19 protein-coding genes and 1 riboswitch are annotated in these 22,595 nt (G+C 55.1%); of the genes, 8 read left to right on the forward strand and 11 right to left on the reverse strand.

Going from position 1 to position 22,595, the window contains the following annotated elements:
• Positions 1–212: 212 nt before the first annotated feature.
• The 6 genes from ENTHG_RS16715 to ENTHG_RS16740 all read left to right on the forward strand — a co-directional run bounded on the left by ENTHG_RS16715 (position 213) and on the right by ENTHG_RS16740 (position 6,306).
• Positions 213–1,445, forward strand: coding sequence for a PfkB family carbohydrate kinase (locus tag ENTHG_RS16715; RefSeq protein ID WP_044182137.1), 1,233 nt, complete (start codon positions 213–215; stop codon positions 1,443–1,445).
• A gap of 27 nt (positions 1,446–1,472) precedes the next feature.
• Positions 1,473–2,399 (forward strand): dihydrodipicolinate synthase family protein, encoded by a 927-nt coding sequence (locus ENTHG_RS16720; RefSeq protein ID WP_044182140.1) that lies wholly within the window; start codon positions 1,473–1,475, stop codon positions 2,397–2,399.
• A gap of 50 nt (positions 2,400–2,449) precedes the next feature.
• Positions 2,450–3,400, forward strand: a complete 951-nt coding sequence (locus tag ENTHG_RS16725) for a tripartite tricarboxylate transporter substrate binding protein (RefSeq protein ID WP_044182143.1) — start codon at positions 2,450–2,452, stop codon at positions 3,398–3,400.
• A 55-nt stretch (positions 3,401–3,455) separates the two neighbouring features.
• Positions 3,456–3,893 carry a tripartite tricarboxylate transporter TctB family protein gene (locus tag ENTHG_RS16730; protein ID WP_044182145.1) on the forward strand — a complete coding sequence of 146 codons (438 nt, stop codon included), beginning with the start codon at positions 3,456–3,458 and terminating at the stop codon, positions 3,891–3,893.
• Between the two features lie 8 nt (positions 3,894–3,901).
• Positions 3,902–5,395 (forward strand): tripartite tricarboxylate transporter permease, encoded by a 1,494-nt coding sequence (locus ENTHG_RS16735; protein ID WP_044182148.1) that lies wholly within the window; start codon positions 3,902–3,904, stop codon positions 5,393–5,395.
• 146 nt (positions 5,396–5,541) lie between these two features.
• A complete protein-coding gene (locus tag ENTHG_RS16740; RefSeq protein WP_044182151.1) occupies positions 5,542–6,306 on the forward strand; it encodes a DedA family protein in 765 nt (254 codons plus the stop codon).
• Here ENTHG_RS16740 and thiQ read toward each other — a convergent pair.
• The 4 genes from thiQ to sgrR form a co-directional block, all read right to left on the reverse strand.
• Positions 6,299–6,994: a thiamine ABC transporter ATP-binding protein ThiQ gene (gene thiQ / locus ENTHG_RS16745; RefSeq protein WP_044182154.1), complete on the reverse strand. Its 696-nt coding sequence runs from the start codon at positions 6,992–6,994 to the stop codon at positions 6,299–6,301. The two genes, ENTHG_RS16740 and thiQ, sit on opposite strands and share 8 nt — an antisense overlap.
• Positions 6,978–8,588 (reverse strand): thiamine/thiamine pyrophosphate ABC transporter permease ThiP, encoded by a 1,611-nt coding sequence (thiP, locus tag ENTHG_RS16750; protein WP_044182157.1) that lies wholly within the window; start codon positions 8,586–8,588, stop codon positions 6,978–6,980. Before thiP ends, thiQ begins: the two co-directional genes overlap by 17 nt.
• Entirely contained in the window at positions 8,564–9,547 is a 984-nt protein-coding gene (gene thiB, locus ENTHG_RS16755) for a thiamine ABC transporter substrate binding subunit (protein ID WP_044182159.1), read from the reverse strand. Before thiB ends, thiP begins: the two co-directional genes overlap by 25 nt.
• Before the next feature lie 31 nt (positions 9,548–9,578).
• A riboswitch (TPP riboswitch) is annotated at positions 9,579–9,678 on the reverse strand.
• Between the two features lie 36 nt (positions 9,679–9,714).
• Positions 9,715–11,370 (reverse strand): HTH-type transcriptional regulator SgrR, encoded by a 1,656-nt coding sequence (sgrR, locus tag ENTHG_RS16760; protein ID WP_044182162.1) that lies wholly within the window; start codon positions 11,368–11,370, stop codon positions 9,715–9,717.
• Between the two features lie 223 nt (positions 11,371–11,593).
• Here sgrR and ENTHG_RS16765 point away from each other — a divergent pair, with 223 nt between their 5' ends.
• Positions 11,594–12,772 carry a sugar efflux transporter gene (locus tag ENTHG_RS16765; protein ID WP_044182163.1) on the forward strand — a complete coding sequence of 393 codons (1,179 nt, stop codon included), beginning with the start codon at positions 11,594–11,596 and terminating at the stop codon, positions 12,770–12,772.
• Positions 12,773–12,809: 37 nt separating this feature from the next.
• On the opposite strand, the gene ENTHG_RS16770 is transcribed toward ENTHG_RS16765, so the two are convergent.
• Positions 12,810–14,120: an MFS transporter gene (locus tag ENTHG_RS16770; protein WP_044182166.1), complete on the reverse strand. Its 1,311-nt coding sequence runs from the start codon at positions 14,118–14,120 to the stop codon at positions 12,810–12,812.
• 228 nt (positions 14,121–14,348) lie between these two features.
• On the opposite strand from ENTHG_RS16770, the gene ENTHG_RS16775 reads away from it, so the two are divergent.
• Positions 14,349–15,245: a LysR family transcriptional regulator gene (locus tag ENTHG_RS16775; protein WP_044182169.1), complete on the forward strand. Its 897-nt coding sequence runs from the start codon at positions 14,349–14,351 to the stop codon at positions 15,243–15,245.
• 37 nt (positions 15,246–15,282) lie between these two features.
• Here the strand turns inward: ENTHG_RS16775 and aroD are convergent, their stop codons facing one another.
• The 6 genes from aroD to leuC all read right to left on the reverse strand — a co-directional run bounded on the left by aroD (position 15,283) and on the right by leuC (position 22,595).
• Positions 15,283–16,038, reverse strand: coding sequence for a type I 3-dehydroquinate dehydratase (gene aroD / locus ENTHG_RS16780; protein ID WP_044182553.1), 756 nt, complete (start codon positions 16,036–16,038; stop codon positions 15,283–15,285).
• A gap of 31 nt (positions 16,039–16,069) precedes the next feature.
• Positions 16,070–17,284 carry an MFS transporter gene (locus tag ENTHG_RS16785; RefSeq protein WP_044182171.1) on the reverse strand — a complete coding sequence of 405 codons (1,215 nt, stop codon included), beginning with the start codon at positions 17,282–17,284 and terminating at the stop codon, positions 16,070–16,072.
• A gap of 11 nt (positions 17,285–17,295) precedes the next feature.
• Positions 17,296–18,159, reverse strand: a complete 864-nt coding sequence (locus ENTHG_RS16790; protein WP_044182174.1) for a shikimate dehydrogenase — start codon at positions 18,157–18,159, stop codon at positions 17,296–17,298.
• A gap of 10 nt (positions 18,160–18,169) precedes the next feature.
• A complete protein-coding gene (locus tag ENTHG_RS16795) occupies positions 18,170–20,203 on the reverse strand; it encodes an oxidoreductase (RefSeq protein ID WP_044182177.1) in 2,034 nt (677 codons plus the stop codon).
• A gap of 378 nt (positions 20,204–20,581) precedes the next feature.
• The gene (gene leuD, locus ENTHG_RS16800; protein ID WP_044182179.1) at positions 20,582–21,187 is read right to left on the reverse strand and encodes a 3-isopropylmalate dehydratase small subunit; all 606 of its coding nucleotides are present in this window, start codon (positions 21,185–21,187) and stop codon (positions 20,582–20,584) included.
• Between the two features lie 10 nt (positions 21,188–21,197).
• On the reverse strand, positions 21,198–22,595 hold the full coding sequence (gene leuC, locus ENTHG_RS16805) for a 3-isopropylmalate dehydratase large subunit (RefSeq protein ID WP_044182182.1): 1,398 nt from the start codon (positions 22,593–22,595) through the stop codon (positions 21,198–21,200).

Here is a 22,595-nt window from a genome sequence, read left to right on the forward strand (position 1 = left end):
CTTCGCCTCTTATTTATCACTACGATGAATGTAATTAATATAAATACACAATAATTTTATATATATTTCGATGATGCATTTACGTTGATTCATTCATATGAATGATGAATTGTTTGTGTATTTTTGCTTGTTTTTGTTTCTCTGTTTTTTTCTTGAGTTAACTCGCGGTAATCTTCTTTTTGAACGCCATAATAAAAATAAAAGGAATGATTATGTATCGAGAGACCCGCCGTGAAAAAATCATCTTATTACTACGCACAAAAGACGAATGCAGCGTAAACGATCTCGCTGACTATTTTAAGGTGACGAAAGAGACTATTCGCAGCGATCTGACGTGGCTGCAAAATAAGGGAATTGTGGTACGGCATCATGGCGGCGCCTCGTTAAAAAAACACTTGATGCAAAATGCCTTGTTTCAGCAGGGCGGAATCGATATGCGCCTGCTGCTCAACCCGCGGCAACAAGGTATTGACTATTTAACACCTCAGGATGAAAAAGGACGCGTTATGGTTGGGAAAGTTTGTATATTGGGTTCGTTTAACGTTGATATCGTCGCCAAAGTACACCGTTTTCCTCAGCACGGCGAAACGCTCATCGCCAGGGAAGTGACTATCGGGCCCGGCGGAAAAGGCGCTAACCAGGCGCTGGCGGCCCATCGCGCGGGCGCTCAGGTTCATTTTGCCAGCAAAGTAGGGGGGGATCAGTTCAACGCGTTCGCCCGAAAGCATATCGAATCGGTGGGGATGAGTTCGTTTACCCTGTATGAATCAGAAGACGCGATCACCGGCAGCGCCGTTATTTATGTTAACGATGAAGGTGAGAATATGATTGCTATTCTCCCGGGCGCTAACCATAAAATTAGCGAGAATGATATTGCTCAGCTTACCCCTTTTATTGCCGAGTCTGATGTGTTCGTTGTGCAAATGGAAAATAACCTGGCGGCAACGAAATTAGCGCTGAAATGCGCCAAAGAACTCCGCGTAACGACGATATTAAACCCCGCGCCGTGGTCGCCTGAGGTGGCGAGCTTATTACCTCTGGCGGATATTGTGACGCCGAATGAAACCGAAGCGATGGCGATGTCCGGCGTACAGGTCCACGACATCCCCAGCGCCATGCAGGCGGCAAGGCATATTTATGATGCCGCCCAGTGCGCCGTCATTATTACGATGGGCAAGCAGGGCGCTTTAATTTTTGATGGTCAGCACTACTCGCATATTCCGGCGTTCTCCGCCGTGGCAGTGGATACCACGGGCGCAGGCGACGCGTTCAACGGCGCGCTGGCCGCCTCGCTGGCGAGGGGGGAATCGCTGGTTAAGTCCGCCTGGTACGCCAGCGCCTTTGCGTCGCTGGCGGTAGAGCAGGAAGGCGCAGCGAATATGCCGGATGAAGCATTAGTCGCCGCCAGAATTAAACAACAGAATGTCGCCATTCAGACATTCTAACTTATAGCTCATGCAAGGATTGTAAGAATGAAAAGTATTGCGGGAATTATTCCGGTGATGTTAACGCCCTTCACGGAGGATAATAAAATTGATTATCCGGGCCTCGGAAAATTAATTGACTGGTATATCGCCAACGGTGCCGATGCCTTATTCGCCGTCTGTCAGTCCAGCGAAATGCAGTTTTTAAGCCTTGAAGAGCGCGTCGCGCTGGCGAAATTCGTTGTTGAACATACCCGGCAGCGGGTACCGGTGATTGCGTCTGGCCATATTTCTGACGGTCTGGACGATCAAATTAGCGAGCTGACGGCGATGGCCCAGACCGGTATTGATGCGCTGGTGCTGGTGACCAACCACCTTGATCCTAAAAACGAAGGAACCGAGGTTTTCAAACACCATCTGGACGCGATTCTGGCCGCGCTACCGCCGACCATGGCGCTGGGGCTGTATGAGTGTCCGGCGCCGTACCGCCGTTTGCTTTCTGATGAAGAACTGATGTACTGCGCCAATAGCGGCCGTTTCCGGGTGCTGAAAGATGTAAGCTGCGACCTGCCGACCGTGACGCGCCGGGTAGCGTTGGTAAAAGAGACGCCGATGGCGATTGTCAATGCCAATGCCGCCATCGCCTGGGACGCGATGCTGGCCGGCTCGAAAGGTTTCTGCGGCGTGTTTACCAATTTTCATCCGGACCTCTATCACTGGCTCTATCACCACGGCGCGCAGCACCCGGATGTCGCTGAGCCGCTGTCCCTGTTTTTATCCCTTAGCGCCGTGACTGAAACGCTCGGCTATCCGAAAAACGCCAAAATTTTCCATCAGCGCATCGGCACCTTCTCCAGCACGCACTGTCGCGTGACGGCGGATGATGTGCTGAAAAAATACTGGGGTCTGGGAGTGATTTTGCAGCAGATTGCCGACGGCGCGGAATGGCAGCGTAAACAGCTCGCGAAAAAATAACAACCAACGCTCTGTTACCTACACGAGAACATCTGACAGGAGTCCTGAATATGAAATGTATCCTCACTGGTTTGGCTGTTGCTTCACTCTTTGTTTCTTCTTCCGTGCTGGCCGCATGGCCGGATAAACCGATCCAGATAATCGTTCCCTGGGGCGCGGGCGGCAATACCGATACCGTAGCGCGGCTGGTGGCGGAAGGTTTACAGAAGCAGCTTGGCGTTAACGTCAACGTGGTGAACCGTACCGGCGGCGCAGGCGTCGTCGGCCATGATGCGATTGCGCGGGCGAAACCGGATGGTTATACCCTGGGGATCGCCACGGTCGAAATTGCGATGATGCATCATCAGGGCATGACCAACCTGAGCTATAAAAATTACACGCCGATCACCCGCCTGGCGGTGAATCTTGGCGGCGTACAGGTGGCGGCGAATTCTCAGTTTGAAAATATTGTCCAGTTGACCGATTACATCAAGGCGAATCCCGGCAAGCTGAAGGCGTCCGGCAGCGGCCTGAACTCCGGCTGGCATCTTAATTTAATCGGGATGCTGGATAGCATGGGGCTGCCGCCTTCCGCGGTGACCTGGGTTCCGTCTGAGGGCGCGAACTCGGCGCTGATGGAACTGGTGTCCGGCGGGATCGATTTTACGACCTCTTCGCCGGGCGAAGCCAAAAGCATGGTTGACGCCAAAATGGTGCGTAACCTGACCACAATGGCGGAAAAACCGGAAGGTTTGTATAAGGATATCCCGGTGTTCCAGCAGGCTACACCCTATAAATATAGCCTTGCCACCTGGAACTCGCTGGTTGTCCCCGCCGGAACGGCAGACGAAGTCACGCAGAAATTAACCGAGGCGATGAAGGCGGTTTTCGCCGACGGTAAATTGCAGGAGTTCGCAACTAAACAAGGTTTTGAAGTTTATCCGCTCTTCGGCGCTGAAATGCAGACCTTTATGGCCCAGGAAGATGAAAAATACGGCAAGTTAATTAGCAAAATAAAATAGTCACCATAAGCCTGGCGGCGGCTTTGAGCCGTCGCCGCTATGAAGGGATATGTCTATGCGTGCATTACCGTTAACCCCTTTTATTATTCTTATTTTCGCCATCACCATTTTTTCTATCAGCGTGACGGAATACGGCGGTATCGGGCAGCATGGCGCGGGGTTTATGCCAACGCTGATTAGCGGATTGTTGCTGCTTTTTACCGCCATCGATGCCGCTGTTGATATCAAAAATCGAGGCCAGCGGCAGTCACTATTCAGCATGGCGGAATGTAAAGCGCTGGCGCTGATTATTATTGTGGTGATGCTGTTCGTCTTTTTGCTGGATATTTTAGGCTTTGTTATCTGCTCCTGCTTATTGCTGTTTATTTTAATGAAGATCCGCGGCGTTAAGCTCCCGCTGGCTGCGGTAGTATCTATTGCCGCATCGCTCATTATCTATTACGTGTTTGCCAGAGTGCTGCTGGTGGCATTGCCTGCGGGCATCGGGTTTTAGGGGGGGATATGGACATCTTTATTCAGGCACTTGCCTATATTAATCTCAGCGCTATTTTAGCGGTGCTGGCGGCCAGCGCATTTGGCTTATTTGTTGGCTCTATCCCTGGCTTAACGGCGACGATGGCCGTGGCGTTAATGGTGCCTTTTACCTTTTTTATGGACCCGATTCCGGCGCTGGCGCTGATGATCTCCGTTGGGGCTTCGTCGATTTATGCCGGGGATATTCCTGGAGCGCTGTTAAGAATACCGGGAACGCCAGCCTCCGCCGCCTATGTTGCAGATTCCAATGAACTGGTGAAGCAGGGCAAGGTTAACCGGGTATTAGGGATTGGCCTGGTCAGCTCAGTGATCGGCGGTATTATTGGTTCGTTTATTCTGATGGGCGCAGCGCCGGTGCTGGCGAAATTCGCCCTCAAGTTTAGTTCTTATGAATATACCTGGCTGTCGTTGCTGGGGTTGACCTGCGCCACGCTGGTGGTTGGCAACCATCCGCTAAAGGGGATGGTTACGTTATGCCTGGGGCTGTTAATGGCCTGTATTGGCTACGATCAAATCTCCGGCGTGCCGCGTTTTACTTTTGATCAGATAAGCCTGCTGCAAGGGGTGAACTTTATTCCCGCCATGATCGGTCTGTTCGCGATTTCCGGGGCGATAGAGTATTACCGCGACCGGGTAACGGAAGCGGTGCGCAACGTGCCGGAAACGCAGTCGGGGATAAATCTGTTCAAGGGGATGGGGCAGGTTGTCTGGTCGCGTAAGTTAAATCTTGGACGCAGCAGTATTATCGGCACGCTGATCGGCGCGCTGCCTGGCGCCGGTGCGGATATCGCGGCGTGGATTAGCTACGCGATTTCAAAGAAATTCTCTAAACAGCCGCAGCTCTACGGCCACGGTTCGGAAGAGGCGATTGTTGATTCCTCCAGCAGCAATAACGCCAGCCTGGCGGGCAGTTGGATCCCCTCGCTGGTGTTCGGTATTCCCGGCGACTCTGCCGCGGCGATTATCATTGGCGTGCTGTATATGAAGGATATGAACCCTGGGCCAACGCTGTTTTTGTTTCAGGCCGATAAACTCTACGCGGTGTTTATTCTGTTCCTGATTGCCAACCTGGCGCTGCTGCCGCTGGCGACGCTGGCCGTAAGCTTCATCAAGCGCATTATCTGGATCGATAAAGCCATTCTGTACCCGATTATCCTGATCTTCAGTATTGTCGGCTCCTTTGCCATTGATAATTCCGTTTCTTCGGTGGTGGTGATGCTGGTGATGGGGGTGATCGGGTACTGGCTACAGCGCAAAGAGTATCCTATTTCGCCGATTATTCTGGGCATGATCCTTGGGCCAATGCTTGAGAAAAACCTTCTGTCCTCAATGATTAAGGCCGGGGGCGATCCGATGGCGTTCGTTGCAAGGCCGATTTCGATGGTTCTGGCTGCCTGCTTCTTCCTGGTGGTCGCTCTACAGCTGATTAATATCTTCCGGTCGTTCCAGCGCCGGGCCTGATAAAACGGACCGCTTCTACCGGGAGCGGTCCGTTTTCTTCTACGTAAATTCCTGTCTTGCTGCTAAATTCATTGATACAAATCATGTATTGACGCAAATAGTGCCTCACCGCACAATCCTCTGCTGATCATACTGCCGGGTACGTTATGCAAGCACTGCTGGATCATTTTATTACGCAATCCGCGGCCTATACCCTGATAGCCGTTCTGCTGGTCGCCTTTCTGGAGTCGCTGGCGCTGGTGGGGCTTATTTTACCGGGAACGGTGATGATGGCCGGGCTGGGCGCGCTGATCGGCAGCGGCGAAGTGAATTTCTGGCACGCCTGGCTTGCGGGCATTGTCGGCTGTCTGCTTGGCGACTGGATCTCGTTCTGGCTGGGGTGGCGGTTTAAGAAGCCGCTGCATCGCTGGTCTTTTTTACGCAAAAACAAAGCATTGCTGGATAAAACGGAGCATGCGCTGCATCAGCACAGCATGTTCACTATTCTGGTGGGGCGTTTTGTCGGCCCGACGCGGCCGCTGGTGCCAATGGTCGCCGGGATGCTGGATCTGCCGGTCAGGAAGTTTATCCCGCCTAATTTGATTGGCTGCCTGTTCTGGCCGCCGTTCTACTTTCTGCCCGGAATTCTCGCCGGAGCGGCAATTGATATCCCCGCCGATGAACAGAGCGGCGGTTTTAAATGGCTGCTGCTGGCAGCGGCGCTCCTGCTGTGGCTGGCGTTCTGGCTGTGCTGGCGACTGTGGCGCAGCGGCCGGTCCGGCATCGACAGGCTGACGCAGTACCTGCCGCGACAGCGGCTGCTCTGGCTGGCCCCGGCGCTGCTGTGCGCCGCCGGGATTGCCGTTTTCCTGCTGGTGCGCCATCCGCTGATGCCGGTCTATATTGATATTCTGGCGAAAGTGGTTACCTGATCCCCAGCAGCCCGGAGACCGGCGCGTTGCCGCTCAGCAGGGTGCGGGTCTCCCCATCCCAGGCAATCCGCCCGTCGGCAATCACCACCGCCCTTGATGCGATGCGCGCGGCCTCCTCCACGTTATGCGACACCATCAGTAGCGTTAGCTGCTGGCGCTCGCACACCTCGTTGACCAGCGTAAGCATCTCCTGACGCAGAGCCGGGTCGAGAGCGGAGAAGGGCTCGTCCAGCAGCAGTAAAGGCTGCTCGCGTACCAGGCAGCGCGCCAGCGCCACCCGCTGACGCTGGCCGCCGGAAAGTTCACCGGGCAGGCGGTTCAACAGATCTTCCAGCCCCATGGCGGCGGCGATGGCGTCAAGCTTACTCTTCTGCGTCGCCGACAGTTTCAGGCCGGGGTCTAACCCCAGCCCCATGTTCTGGCGCACGGTGAGATGGGTGAACAGATTATTTTCCTGAAACAGCATCGAGACCGGGCGGCGCGCTGGCGGGGTGCGGGTGTGATCCTGATTCGCAATCATGATGGTACCGCTGGCAGGCGGCAGAAAACCGGCAATCAGGCTCAGGAGCGTGCTTTTCCCCGCGCCGCTTGGGCCGAGCACCGCGACCTGCTCCCCCTGCCTGACCGACAGGGTAAAGCGCATGGGTAAATGCTGGTATAGCCAGGTGACATCAATCAGTTTTAGCATGGCGGCCCGGAAGTTTTTCAATAACGGTAAATAACAGGAAACAGAGCAGCAGCAGTATCAGCGCGGTGACCGCGCCGTCCTGGGTGCGATATGAGCCGATTTGCTGGTAAAGATAGAAGGGCAGCGTGCGGAAATCGTCATTGCCAAACAGCGCCACTACGCCAAAATCACCAATGGAGAGCACGCAGGCGAAGGCCATCGCCTGGGCCAGCGGCACCTTCAGCGCCCGCAGTTCCACCACCCGTAAACGGCGAAAACCGCTCATCCCCAGCGACTGGCACAGCAGGCTGTAGCGGGCGGTGGTGTCGCGCATCGGGTTTTCCAGCACTTTCAGGGCGTAAGGTATTGCCATCAGGGCATTGGTGAAAATGACAATGCCGTCGGCGGAGGCGGGCAGGCCGACGGTGTCGTTGAGCAGCAGAAAGAAGCCGGTCGCCAGCACAATGCCCGGCATCGCCAGAATCAACATGCCGCTCAGCTCCAGCGCCTGCCCGGCGAGCTGCTGCTGGCGGGCGCGCAGCTCGCGGCTGCTCCAGAGCAGCATCATCGTAAACGTAACGCAGAGCAGCCCCGCCGCCAGCGCAATGCGCACCGACGTCCAGATAGCCTGCCAGAGCACTGGCTGGGCCAGCACCCTGGGCAGGCTCAGATTAAGGCCATCGAGAATCACCGCCAGCAGCGGCGGCAGTAGCAGCATAAGCGCCAGCGTGATCAGCACGATATCGGCGATTTTGCTCCAGCGTCGGTCGTAGGGGTCGCGCCAGCCCTGGATTTGATGGCTGCCTGGCGCTATCGCTTTACTGAGCCGCTGGCTGAGTAAAACCAGGCCCAGACAGCAGCTCATCTGAATCAGCGCCAGCAGCGCCGCGCGGCCCGGATCGAAGTCGTAGCTGAGCGCCTGGTAAATAGCCAGCTCAATAGTGGTCGCTCGTGGTCCGCCGCCCAGCGACAGCACGGTGGCGAAACTGGCGAAGCAGAGCATAAAAATCAGCGCGGCGACGGAGGGGATCTGCCGCCGCAGCCACGGCCACTCGACAAAACGGAAGAACGACCAGCCGCGCATACCCAGCTGCGCCGCCAGCTGCCGCTGTTCGCCGGGGATCTGCTCCAGCGTCTGCAACAGCAGCCGGGCGGCCATCGGCAGGTTAAAGAAAACATGCGCCAGCAGAATGCCCTGTAATCCGTATGGCGAGAAACGCCACTCCATACCGAACGAGGCAAAGAGGGACGCCAGCCATCCCTGACGCCCGTAGACGCTCAGAATACCGAACACCCCCACCAGCACCGGCAGGATTAACGTCATCGCGCACAGGCGCAGCAGGGCCAGACGGCCGGGAAAGCGGCGGCGGTAGAGGGCGCGGGCGAGAAAAATTGCCGGGCCGACGGAGAGCAGGGCAGAGAGAAAGGCCTGCCAGAACGAAAAGCGCACCACGTGCCAGAGGTAGCTGTCCTGCCAGAGCGTGGACAGCGCGCTCTCCGGGGCGTAGCGCCACAGGGCGAAAAAGGCGGCCAGCGCCACCGCCACCATCAGGGCGGCGGCGCTGAGGCCGGGGATCAGCCAGCCTGGGATTAACGGCTGACGGCGCGTTGCCATTCGCTAATCCAGCCGCTGCGCCCGGCGGCGACGTCCTGCGAGGTATATTCCAGCGAGCTCTGCGGTTTTACCAGCGTCTCAAAGCCAGCCGGCAGGGAGACATTGCTGACCGGATACATCCAGTTGCCGGTAGGGATGGCATTCTGGAAGCCAGGTGTGAGCATAAACTGCAGGAATTTCTGCGCCAGCTCCGGCTGCTTGCTGGCAGCGGTGCGGGCGGCAACTTCAACCTGCAAATAGTGCCCTTCGCTGAAATTTGCCGCCGCGTAGTTATCCTTTTTCTCTTCGATGATGTGGTAAGCCGGAGAGGTGGTGTAGCTCAGCACCAGATCGCCTTCCCCTTTCAGGAACAGGCCGTAGGCTTCACTCCAGCCTTTGGTGACGGTGACGGTTTTCTGCGCCAGTTTCTGCCACGCCTGCGGCGCTTCGTCGCCGTAGACTTTTTGCATCCACAGCAGCAGGCCAAGCCCCGGTGTGCTGGTGCGCGGATCTTCATAAATCACGCGCCATTTTTGCTCGCTTTCGACCAGTTCTTTCAGGCTTTTCGGCGGGTTTTTCAGTTTAGTTTTGTCATAGACGAAGGCAAACCAGCCGTAATCAAACGGGACGAAGGTATCGTTCTTCCAGCCGCCGGGCACATTCACCGCCCCGGCCGCGACGCCGCTTTTCGCAAACAGTTTCGTTTGCGTTGCTGCTTCAATCAGGTTGTTATCCAGCCCCAGCACCACGTCAGCCTTGCTGTTCTTGCCCTCCATACGCAGGCGGTTGAGCAGCGAGACGCCATCTTCCAGCGCCACGAATTTCAGCTCGCAACCGCAGTCGGCTTCAAAGGCTTTTTTTACCGCCGGGCCAGGCCCCCAGTCGGCGGCAAAGGAGTCATAGGTGTAGACGGTCAGCGTGGGCTTAGCGAAAACAGGCGCTGCGACAAGCAGCAGGAACGGCAGAACTTTCTTGAGCACTTTGCACCTCGAAAATAGGTGGCAAAGGTTTTTGAGCGAGAGCCTCAAATCCCTTCGCCGGCGTTATCCGGATCAGGTTCGACGGGTATTTTCTCAGCACACGCTTACGCGCAGCACCCCGTTGAGCACGGCAACAGTGTAATGACTTTGTTCGTTTTCGCAAAGGGCTATGGATCCGGCGGCGCAAACCACGCCGACTTAAAATCAAACCAGCCCAGCGTGTTCATCCGCAGGCCGCGCATACTGCGCTGCCCCTGTATCATCAGCCAGTGATGGGTTAACGGCACGATAGCCTTGGTGGCCAGCAGCTGCTGGCACCAGGCGGCAAGATTCATCTCTTTGGCGCGCCAGCGGGCGGCGTCGGCCTGCCAGTCGATGGGAATACAGTGCTGAATAAGCGGCACTTCATAAAGGTGGGTGAACAGCGAGAAATCCAGCGGCAGGGTAAAGTTGGCGCTGTTGAGCCAGATATCGCTGATGACCTCGCCCCGGTGCCACTCATCGTAATCCACCTCCACGATCTCCAGGCGCACGCCCTGCTGCGCCAGCAGCTTGCTCATGGTGCTGGCAAGCGCTTTATGTTCGTTATGGTCACGATAGAAGGTGAGCGTTAGCGTCTCCAGCCCGGCCGGTTTTTCGCCTCTGCCTGGACAGGCATGATGCCAGCGCGGCAGCAGGCCGTAGGCCGGGAACCAGTAGCGCTGGTACTGCGCGTCGGCGTGATAAAGCAGGTTGTTAGGCGACAAAATCTGGCTTACCCACTCCCGCACCGCCTGGCTGGCGCCGCGGTGGGAACGGTTATCAAACATCAGGTAGTAGCACCCCTCTTCGAGGCGGCTTTCCACCGCTTTTTCGCCCTCGGTTGGCCCCTCCAGCGTCAGGCCGCCGGTAGGGTCCTCGCCAATTTCCGGCAGCACCCAGACGTTGACCTCATCAATCAGCGCCCGGTAGCCAAAATAGTCGTCAAAGGCATGGATCTTGAGCTGGCTGGCGTTATTGCGGGTTACCGCGTAAGGGCCGGTGCCTACCGGATGGCTGGAAAAGTTGGCCATCGTCGGCCACTCCTGCGGCAGGATCATGGCGGGCACCTGACCCAGCAGCCACGGAAGCCAGCAGTCCTGCTGGTTAAGATGGACATCCAGCGTCCAGGGCGTAGGCGAAACCACCTGTGTAATGTGCGAATAAAGGGGCAAAGCGCGCACCCGGTCAAGGGAGGTGATGACATCGTCCATCTCCAGTTCCCGCCCGTGGTGAAAATGGATGCCGGGGCGCAGATAAAAACGCCAGTGCAGCGGGGAAAGTGACTTCCAGTGATGGGCGATATCCGCTTCCAGTTCCCCATTTTCCTCATTTATGCGCGTCAGGGCGCTGAATATCTGGCGCGCCATATGGGTTTCAGAGCGGCGCAGGGCGCTGCCCGGCAGAAGATTGCGCAGTGGACGATAGTAGAGCACCCGCAGAATATGCCGCCCCTGGCGGAAGCTGCGGCCCAGGTGCGATACCAGCATCTGGCGGACGGCGTTTTTATCGCCCACCAGTTGGACCAACTGATCGATGCGATCCTGCTCCAGCAGATCTTCCGCTCGCTGCTGCTGGAGCGCCAGGCCCGTATAGAGAAAGGTAAGGCGTGAACGCTTGCCGCGCCCGGCCTCTGCCTGCCAGGTCAGCCAGCCGCGGGACTCCATCGTGTTGAGCAGCGTGCGCATATGCCGCCGCGAGCAGCTAAGTAAGTCCGCCAGCTCGTTGAGCGTGGTCTCCTGGGATTTTCCCTCGCAGCATTGCCATAGACGAATGAACTGCTGTTGCAGACGACCTGACGACATAAAAGGGGAACTCCTGATAAAAAGTCAGCAATTTATTAATCCCTATATTAAGCCAATAATTGTCCGTGATGAAGCGAGGAAGCGGTGGGAGAAGGAAGTGACAAAATCAGTTCCTCAACGCTGAACCGCAGCTATCATGTGTGACTGAGTATTGGTGCTAATCACCACGCCAGCAGTTATTATCTGCTGGCTTTTTTCGTTTCTACTCACGCAAGGGAACACTATGCTTTGGTTGATGACGATGGGACGCCGCCTGAACGGTGTCTACCTCGCTTTTATGGTCGTCACGTTTATGGTTGGGGTGGCAGGAGCGTTACAGTCACCGACGCTGAGCCTCTTTTTAAGCCGCGAGGTGGGGGTACAGCCTTTCTGGGTTGGACTGTTCTATACCGTCAACGCCATCGCGGGTATTGCGGTAAGCCTGACGCTGGCCCACCGCTCCGACAGGCAGGGCGATCGCAAAAAGCTGATTATGTTCTGTTGCCTGATGGCGGTAGGTAACGCCCTTCTTTTCGCCTTCAACCGCCACTACCTGACGCTTATCACCTGCGGCGTAATGCTGGCCTCGCTGGCGAGCACGGCCATGCCGCAACTGTTCGCGCTGGCGCGGGAGTATGCCGACAGCTCCGCGCGGGAAGTGGTGATGTTCAGCTCGATCATGCGTGCGCAAATCTCCGTTGCCTGGGTCATTGGCCCGCCGCTGGCATTTATGCTGGCGCTCAATTACGGGTTTACCGCCATGTACGTCGTTGCCGCCGGGATATTCGCCCTGAGCCTGGCGGTGATTGCGCTATGGCTGCCGTCGGCTAAACGCATTGAACAGCCCACGGACGTTGCCGTAACTGAGGTGAAAGGCTGGAGCGATCGCAACGTCAGGATGCTGTTTATTGCCTCCACGCTGATGTGGACCTGCAACACCATGTACATCATTGATATGCCGTTATGGATCAGCAGCGAGCTTGGTCTGCCGGACAGCCTGGCAGGCGTACTGATGGGCACGGCGGCAGGGCTGGAGATCCCGGCGATGATCCTGGCGGGCTACTACGTTAAGCGTTTTGGCAAGCGCAGGATGATGGTAAGCGCGGTCGCCTCCGGGGTGGTGTTTTACCTTGGGCTACTGATGTTTCACAGCCATGAGGCGCTGCTTGGCCTGCAAATTTTTAATGCGATTTTTATCGGCATTATCGCCGGGATCGGCATGCTGTGGTTTCAGGATTTGATGCCGGGCCGCGCAGGCTCCGCCACTACGCTGTTCACCAACAGCATCTCAACCGGGGTGATCCTGGCAGGCGTAATCCAGGGTGCGCTGGCGCAAAGCTTCGGCCATGCCAGAGTGTACTGGGTGATTGCGGCGATTTCGCTGCTGACGCTTTTTCTGACCAGCAGGGTAAAAGACGTGTAGTCGAGCACGCTCCCGGCGTGACGCCGGGAGCTGTACGTTATTGCAGGACGATGCGCTTGATATCGCCAATGATAAACACGTAAGCCACCACGCCAACCAGAGCCGTTACGCCAATATAGATCAGCGCATAAAAGAAATTACCGGTGCCGGAGATAATAAAGCCGATAATTAGCGGCGTGATAATGGATGCCATATTTGCACAGAAGTTAAAAATACCGCCCGTCAGCCCGGCCATATTCTTAGGCGCGATATCGGATATAAGCGTCCAGCCCAGGCCAACCATGCCCTGACCAAAGAAAGCAACCGACATAATAATAATGACCAGCGTGTTACTGGAAACCCAGTTCGCGGTGATAATAAAGCTCGACAGTAATAAACCGGCAATAATAGGCAGCTTACGGCTGAAATTTACGGATGCCGTTTTCTTTAATAATCTGTCGGAAACCCAGCCGCCGAAAATAATGCCGACCGCTGCCGCCATAAATGGCCAGGTGGCGAAGAAGCCGACGTGAAGCCACGGCAGCTGGCGCTCCTGGGCAAGGTAGGTCGGGAACCAGGTAAGGAAGAAGACCAGCGTGGTATTCCCCGCGAACTGCCCAAGGCTGGCGCCAATAACCTGTCGGCAGCACAGCAGACGCTTTGCATCCGGCCAGTTAAAAGGCACGTTTTCAGCGGTTTTCTGGCCGTTATTCGCGCCGATATATTCCAGTTCCGCTTTATTGGCGAGGGTGGATTCATGCGGCTCGCGGTAAAAACGCCACCAGATAAAAGTGAAAATAATACCTAGCGCGCCGGTCAGGAAAAATAGCGTGCGCCAGCCATGGTGTTCAAGAATAAGGAAAAGCAACGGCGAGAAAGCGGCCAGCCCAATATATTCACCAACCGTATACGTTGCCGTTGCCCGCGCCCTTTCATGCTGTGGGAACCATGTGCCGACCACCCGACTATTGACCGGAAAGCAGGGCGCTTCGCTAATTCCCAGCCCCAGACGGAGCAGCAGTAACGATTTCAGACCCACGGAAAAGCTCTGTAATAAGGTAAACAGCGACCAGAAAAAGATAGAGAGCGCATAGGTAATTTTATTGCCGAAACGGTCGAGAAACATACCGCCAGGAATTTGCGCCAGCGCATAAGTCCAGGCGAAGGCGGAAAAGACGATGCCCATCATCGCCGGATCGATATGGATCTCTTTGGTCAGCGCCGGAGCAACAATGCCCAAAATGGTACGATCGAGATAGTTGATCATTGTACCAACAGACAGTAACAGTAAAATAACAATACGCGCCCGGCTTCTCCGTGGCTGGCCCGCTAAGGGAACAGCGCTTTGCTGGCTGTCTATCGTCCTCATATTATTTTCCTTTAAGATTTAAAATATTTTTGTATGTAACCATACATGCAGAAATATTTTATTGAGGCCTTTATTCAGCATATTGTTTCTGTTCTTTTACATCATATTCACACACCTGAATGGTTTTCGTCGGTTATGCCGATATTTACGCTTTTATACCCGCTTAATAGGTGTGGGTATGTTATATTTGTTGCAGTGATTGATTTTTATATTATACGGTCAAAAATAATGAACCTAAAGCAACTTTACTATTTCAAGCGTTTGTCGGAAACGCAGCATTACACGGAGGCGGCATCGAGCCTTTTTATCACTCAACCCTCGCTAAGCCATGCCATATCTGAACTGGAGAAGGAACTCGGCGTCTCGCTCTTTGCCCGTAAAGGGCGCAACGTAGAGATTACGCAGAACGGGAAACGTTTTCTTCCCTATGTAGAAGATGCGCTGGCGTCGCTGGAGAAGGGGCGGTTGACATTGCAAAAAAGCGGGTTGGAAAGCAAGGAGAATATCCGCATCGCTTTTATTTATACAATGGGCGAATATGTTGTACCGCAGTTAATTCAGAAGTATTCTGCTTCACCTTCTCATCACAACGTAACCTTTTCCTTTACCCAGGGAACCTCGCTCAATTTATTACAGGAACTGAAAGCGGGTAAGACGGATTTAGCACTCTGTTCCTATATTGCCGATGAGCCGGATATCGATTTTATTCCGATCATTCAGCAGGAGCTGGTTGTCGTTACCGCTAAAGATCATCCCCTGGCGCGCTTATATCAACATGAGGTCGAGCTGGCTGAGACGATTCATTATCCCTACGTCTACTTTGCAGAAAATAGCGGATTACGCCCGTTTATCGATAATGTTTTCATGCAGCAAAAAATGGTGCCGGATATCGCCTGTTATGTTGAAGAGGACACGGCGATGGCGGGGCTGGTCAGTATCGATTATGGGATAGCGATCATGCCGCGGATCTCCGCGCTCGCCAATTACAATGTCCATATCCTGACGATAAAAAATAAGATCCCTCCGCGCTATATTTATCTCGCCACAATGAAAGAGCGAGTGCTTTCCCCTGCTATTCAGTCGTTTAAAGAGTTTGTTATTGATGACAGCCAACGCACCGGTTGAAAACGCGCCCGGAGGTTTGCTCCGGGCACGGTGATCATCAGGACAAGATATCCATCACTTCACGCAGCTGAGCAATGGCGATCTGTCCCGGCGCCGAGGCCTGGCCAACGGTGCCGAAGGTCATCGCTGAGCCGAACAGACGGCCGGTCACACGGCTGACGCCGCCCATTTTGCCCATCGACATGGTGATGATCGGACGGGTGGCGTACTTTTCTTTCATGGTCAGCGTGGCCGACAGCAGGGTCAGTACATCCTGCGGCGACTGCGGCATCACCGCGATCTTCGGCAGATCCGCCCCCAGCTCCTGCATGCGACGAAGACGGTGGATAATGTCTTCCTGAGCGGGCGTTTTATGGAAATCATGGTTGCTCATGATCACCTTCACGCCGCTGGCATGGGCATCGTTCACTACCGCGCGAACCTGCGCTTCGTCATTGAACAGTTCAATGTCGATAACATCCACCAGGCCGCTGGCGGCAGCCTGACGATTGAGCGCAAAGTAGGCTTCGTCGCTGATTTCCTTTTCGCCACCCTCTTTTTTACTGCGGAAGGTGAACAGCAGCGGCATATCTGTCAGCGCGCGACGGATTTCTGCCAGCGCGTTGAGCACCTGCGCCATCTCTTCAACGCCGTTGAAATGATCAACACGCCATTCGATGATGTCCGCACCGGAGGTGGCCAGCGCCTGAGCGTTGCGCTGCACTTCTTCCAGGGTTTTGCCGATCAGCGGCACACAAATCAGGGTCTGGCCTTCCTGAAAAGTGACGTTTTTAACTGTTACTGCTTGAATCATGTTGGTATCCATTATTCTTTATTCCGGGCAATCAGGCTGTTGCCGCTACGCCGGAAGATTTCAGAGCCGCACGCGCCTGTAGCTGACGATAACCGATATACAGGGCGATAACAAAGCCGACGATAGCGATCAGAAGATCGAACCACATAATGCTGGCGATACCCATCTTCGATAGTTTTGCCGTGATAAGTGGGATCGTAAAGCTTGCCAGGCTTCCAGCGGTATAAAAGATCCCGGTGGCTTTGCCTTTTCCATTGGGGAAGCTCATAGCCATAATGGTCGCGCCTATCTGCAGCACGCCGCCAGCGGCGGCAAAGCCGATGATAAAGGCGAAGCCGGTCACAATCATTGGCGTAGGGAACAGGCAGACGATCAGCAGTGAAATCATCGACAGGAAGGTGTAGATGATCATGGCGACGGCTGAGCTAAATACCTCTTTGACAAAGGCCGCAGTGACAAATACGCATGTCAGGGAACCGGCGGTATAGACGCTCAGCAGCTTGATTGCTGACTCATGCGGGATCCCGGCAACGAACTCGCCGTACTGCGCTAACCACTGGCTGACCAGATAAAAAGTCGCCATACCGATATAGCCGTACAGGGTAAAGATGACCATATCCAGCTTGCCGGAGTCCGCTTTCGGGGCAACGGCGGCGGCTGGTGATTTTTCTGCGGTTTCCTTCTTCGCCCGATGGTCCGGGAAAGGCATTTTTATCAGATAGATCGCGCTCAGAACCATCAGTGCTGCAGCGATGATAAACGACCAGCCATACCACATGTTCGCCCAAATCAGCGCGCTGATAATGAACGGCAACAGGAACTGCCCGGCAGAAACAAAGGCTTTGATCAGCACGTTTGCCCGGCTGGCGGAGTTAGGGAAAGATTCCATCAGCGCCGGATAAGTACCGGAATCGAGGAAGCTGTTCGCCAGACCCGCCATAATGCCGCAGCAATAAGCCAGATAGATGTTTTTCGTCAGCAGAATACCGAGGAAGAACACCACATAGCTGGCTATGCCGAGATAGATAAAAGGTTTACGACCGAAACGGTCGGACAGGAAGCCTGTCACGATCGTAGCGAGCTTACCAATCCCGAGCGACGAAATGACAATGGAGACGCCGGCAGCGTCGGTTCCCCATTGTTCCTGCAGATTCGCCATGTTGAGGGTAATTAACAATACCCCCATACCGTGAATCAGGTAATTAAGATATAGCCCAGCTGCCGTTGGGACATATTGATTTTTCATCGCGCTCATCCTTAGAACAGGATACTTTTGACGTACTCAACCGGCATTTCTTTGCCCGTCCAGATCTCAAAAGCGCGCGCGCCTTGCCACAGCATCATCCCCAGGCCGTTAATGGTGCGGCAGCCCTGTTGCTCTGCGACTTCCAGCAGATGGGTTTTACGCGGGTTATAGACCACATCGGAGACGATCAGCTCAGGGCGCAGGAAGCTGGCATCTGGCAGCAACATCTGGCCTTCAAACGGTTTCATGCCGACGCCGGTAGCGTTGGTGAGGATCACGCTGCTGGCGATTTCGGCGCGCAGTTTTTCATGATCGTCCAGATCGTAGAGATGGATCTCGCAGTTGGTGTTGTTGCGGATCTTGGCCACGGTCTTCTCCGCGTTCGGGAAGAACTTATCTTTTTTATTGAAGATAGCGATCTCTTTGACCCCATCCAGCGCGGCCTGCACGCAGATGGCTGTCGCAGCGCCGCCCGCGCCCAGCACGGTCATTTTCTTACCGATGATATCAATGCCTTCTTCACGCAGCGCGCGCATGTAGCCGGTGCCGTCGGTGATATGACCGGTCAGTACGCCATTATCATTGACCACGGTATTGACCGCGCCAACCAGTTCAGCCGCTGGAGAAAGCTTGTCGAGATACTGGCAGATTTCGGTTTTATTCGGCATAGAGACGTTATAGCCGCGCAGCTTCATCGCCCGGAAGCCCTGCACCACGTCTTTCAGCTCCTGGTTGCCCACTTCAAAGGCCAGATAAACATAATCCAGCCCCAGGTGCGCAAACGCTTCATTGTGCATGGTCGGCGACATGCTGTGACGAATTGGCGTGGCGATAAGCCCAATCAGTTCGGTGTGTCCTGTAATACGTTCAGCCATGATAAAGTCCTTAGTAAGTTAAAACGGGAATTCGTTGCGCTTCGCGGATACCCAGCACGCCCATATCTTCCAGGGCATCCAGCACGTTGCGGCCTTCGCGTACGCCATCAATGATGCGCCGCGCCGCCAGGCTGTCGCCGATATTCATTACTTTTACGTTGTTGGCGTTGGCCCAGCGTTCAATTTCATCGAGGCCGCTTCTGTTAGCGCGCATTCCCAGGCACACAAAGCCGTAATCGAAGGGAATATCGAACGCGCCGTCGGCATTTTTGACGCTAAAATGGTTGGCGGAGACTTCAACAAGCTGCGTGTTCATATGCTGTTCGACATGGTGTTCATCCAGCATGGTCAGCATGGCGTTTTTGGTGATGATATCGAGATCGCGCCCTGCGGCGTCTTGCATCTCAATTAACACGCACTGTGCGCCGCGAAGAGAGAAATACTCAATCACATCCAGACCGACCGCGCCCGCGCCGACCACGGCGATGCGTTTACCTTTCACATCGCTGAATTTATCGAGCTGATGGATCATGCCCATGATCGAGAAGACGTTGCCGCCGGTAGCATCAATGTTTTCCTTGAGTCCGCTAATAGGCGGCAGCAGCGGAACAGAGCCGGTGGCGGTTACAATCAGGTCAGGACGCAGGGCGGAGACGGACTCAACGCTCGCCGTATGGCCAACCTGAACCATCAGGTTATCTAAACCAGCCAGACGGGTTTTCATAAACTGCGGGAAATCGGCGATGCGTTTTTTTTCCGGCAGAAGGGAGATTTCGCTCGCCAGGCCGCCCAGGCTGTGGGTTTTTTCCAGCAGCCAGGTGTGGCAACCCACTTCCGCCGCGGTGCAGGCGGCTTCCATACCCGCGGTGCCCGCGCCGATCACCACAACGCGCGTCTCCTGATTAACGGCGCGCTGTTTGTAGGCGTCGCCGTGAATGATATCCGGGTTGATGGAGCAGCGCAGCGGGCGGGAACGGGCGATACGGTGGTCAGCACAGCCGATATTGCAGGAGATGCACTTGCGCAGCAGGCGCTCGTTGCCGCTCTGCACTTTTTGCACCCACTCTGGTTCGGCAATCAGGCCGCGGCCAATGGCGATCAGATCGGCGTCGCCGCTGGCGATAATATCCTCGGCAACTTTCGGGCTGCGGATATTGCCGGCAATGACCGTCGGCTTATTGAATTTGTCCCGTACCGCGCGGGAGAGATAGCGCTTCCAGCCATCTTCCAGCGACATCTGATCGATTTGCAGATTGAGGTTGTCATTTTGCGCGGCAGAAACGTTAAGAATGTCCACCTTCTCCTGGCACAGTTCCAGGATGCGCAGCGAATCTTCCAGCGTATTGCCGCCTTCAAGAAAATCATCGGCGCTAAAGCGCAGGCTGATGGGAAAGCGCGGCCCCACGCTGGCGCGGACTTTATCGACGATAAGGGTCAGAATACGCGCGCGGTTCTCTACGCTACCGCCGAACTCATCGGTGCGTTTATTAAACAGCGGCGATAAAAACTGGCTGATTAAATAGGAGTGACCGGCGTGAATTTCTACGCAGTCAAAATTGGCGCGGCGCACGCGTTCCGCCGCGTCGCCGAACTTCTCTACCGCACGATAAATATCTTCATGGGTCATCGGACGGGGAATATTGCCGTTCTTTTTCGATGGCGTGCTGGAAGAGGAGAGCGGCTGTTCGCCATTCAGGCGATAGGCGTAAGCGGAAGCGCCCGCATGATTAAGCTGAATAGAGACGCGGGCGCCATGTTTATGCAGCGTCTCCGTTAATTTAAATAAGCCGGGAATATATTGATCGTTATCGATACGCAGTTGCGTTGTGCCGTTGGAGGCGAAAGGGAAATCAATACAGATATTTTCGATGGTGATTAAACCCGTGCCGCCTCTGGCGCGCAGTTCGTAGTACTCGAGCTGTTCCTGCGATACTTCGCCGTTGAGGCTTGCCAGATTGGTGCCCATTGGCGGCATGATGATGCGGTTTTTTAGCGTCATCCCGTTGATGGTGAGCGGGGTAAACAGGTGTTGATAGTGGCTCATTTTCTCTCTCCACGGGCCAGGCAGGCGTACTCCTGACATAGCTAAAATAATGATTATCTGTGGGGGAAGATAACGAGCCGGTCCGGGGAAAAATAATGCTTTTTTTTGCCCGTAACCATAGGGACTTTCTATAAAATTAACAAATAATTAACACAAATGTATTTTCTCGTTAAATACGTCAGCACCATTTTTACTTGTTACTGTGAACATCTACAAAAGACGTTGTTAATTTGACCTAAACGGCAGGGCGAACCATAAAAAAATTTTAAATTTTCAACTAAGCTATTTTCTGACGGCGGGAAATTTCAAAATTTGTGAATTGGATCACGTTTTAATTCAGGAAAAGCCCGGTCGGCTGACCGGGCAAAAGGGCAGGGCTTAGCGCATAAAGGCAGGCTGCTTGTCTTCGTAAGCGGCGATAGCATCTTCGTGCTGCAACGTCAGGCCGATACTGTCCAGACCGTTAAGCATGCAGTGCCGACGGAAGGGATCGATTTTAAAGGCGTACAATTTATCGCCTGCTCTCACCACTTCGGCTTCCAGATCCACTTCAAACGTCATGCCCGGATTGGCTTTGACCAGCGTAAACAGCTCGTCTACCTGCTCATCGCTCAGCGTGACCGGCAGCAGCTGATTGTTGAAGCTGTTGCCATAAAAGATGTCGGCGAAACTTGGCGCGATAACGGCCTTAAAGCCATAGTCGGTCAGCGCCCAGGGGGCGTGCTCGCGTGATGAGCCGCAGCCGAAGTTTTCCCGCGCCAGCAGAATGGAGGCTCCTTTATAGACCGGATAGTTAAGCACGAACTCCGGGTTTGGCACTTCGCCCTTGTCATCCAGAAAACGCCAGTCATTAAACAGATGCGCGCCGAAACCGGTGCGGGTGACCTTCTGCAAAAACTGCTTGGGAATGATGGCGTCAGTATCGACGTTGGCGGCATCCAGAGGGACAACCAGGCCGGTGTGCTGCGTAAATTTCTCTGCCATGATTATCTCCTTATAAGCTGCGAATATCGGCGAAATGGCCGGTCACGGCGGCGGCGGCGGCCATTGCCGGGCTCACCAGATGAGTACGGCCACCGCGGCCCTGACGGCCTTCAAAGTTGCGGTTGCTGGTAGAGGCGCAACGCTCGCCGGGGTTCAGGCGGTCATTGTTCATCGCCAGGCACATAGAGCAGCCGGGCAGACGCCATTCAAAACCCGCTTCGATAAAAATCTTGTCCAGACCTTCCGCTTCCGCCTGCGCTTTTACCGGCCCGGAGCCAGGTACAACCAGCGCTTGCACGCCCGGCGCAACTTTACGCCCTTTGGCGATTTCCGCCGCGGCGCGCAGATCTTCAATGCGCGAGTTGGTACAAGAGCCGATAAAGACTTTATCAATCGCCACTTCGGTCAACGGTACGCCCGGCTGTAAGCCCATATAGGCCAGCGCTTTCTCGGCGCTTGCCCGCTCGACCGGGTCGGCAAAGGAGGCCGGATCGGGAATGATGTCGGTTACGGAGATAACCTGGCCGGGGTTGGTGCCCCAGGTCACCTGCGGGGCGATCTCTTCCGCCTGCAGGGTCACTACCGCATCAAAGTGCGCGCCATCGTCTGTCTTCAGGGTCTTCCAGTAGGCAACGGCCTCATCAAACGCCTGACCTTTCGGCGCATGCAGACGGCCCTTCACGTAGTTGAACGTGGTTTCATCCGGCGCAACCAGGCCCGCTTTCGCCCCCAGTTCAATGGCCATATTGCACAGGGTCATACGACCTTCCATGCTTAAATCACGAATGGCTTCGCCGCAAAATTCCACCACATGCCCGGTGCCGCCCGCGCTGCCGGTTTTGCCGATAATCGCCAGCACAATGTCTTTGGCGGTAATGCCCGGCGCGGCTTTGCCGTTCACTTCGATCTTCATGGTTTTCGCCCGGCCCTGCTTGAGGGTCTGGGTCGCCAGCACGTGCTCTACCTCAGAGGTGCCGATACCAAACGCCAGCGCGCCGAACGCGCCGTGGGTCGCCGTATGGGAGTCGCCGCAGACGATGGTCATGCCCGGCAGGGTCACGCCCTGTTCCGGCCCCATCACATGCACGATCCCCTGGTAGGGGTGATTCAGGTCATACAGCTCTACGCCGAACTCTTTGCAGTTCTTAATCAGCTCCTGCATCTGAATCCGCGCCATCTCGCCGGAGGCGTTAATGTCTTTGGTTTGCGTGGAGACGTTATGATCCATGGTAGCGAAGGTTTTCGCTGGCTGACGTACCGGACGATGGTGAGCGCGCAGGCCATCAAATGCCTGCGGCGAGGTCACTTCATGCACCAGATGCCTGTCGATATAGAGCAACGGGGTTTCGTTTGGCGCTTCGTACACCACATGCGCATCAAACAACTTTTCATATAATGTCTTAGCCAT

It is taken from the genome of Phytobacter massiliensis JC163 (assembly GCF_000321045.1).
Taxonomy (GTDB): domain Bacteria; phylum Pseudomonadota; class Gammaproteobacteria; order Enterobacterales; family Enterobacteriaceae; genus Phytobacter_A; species Phytobacter_A massiliensis.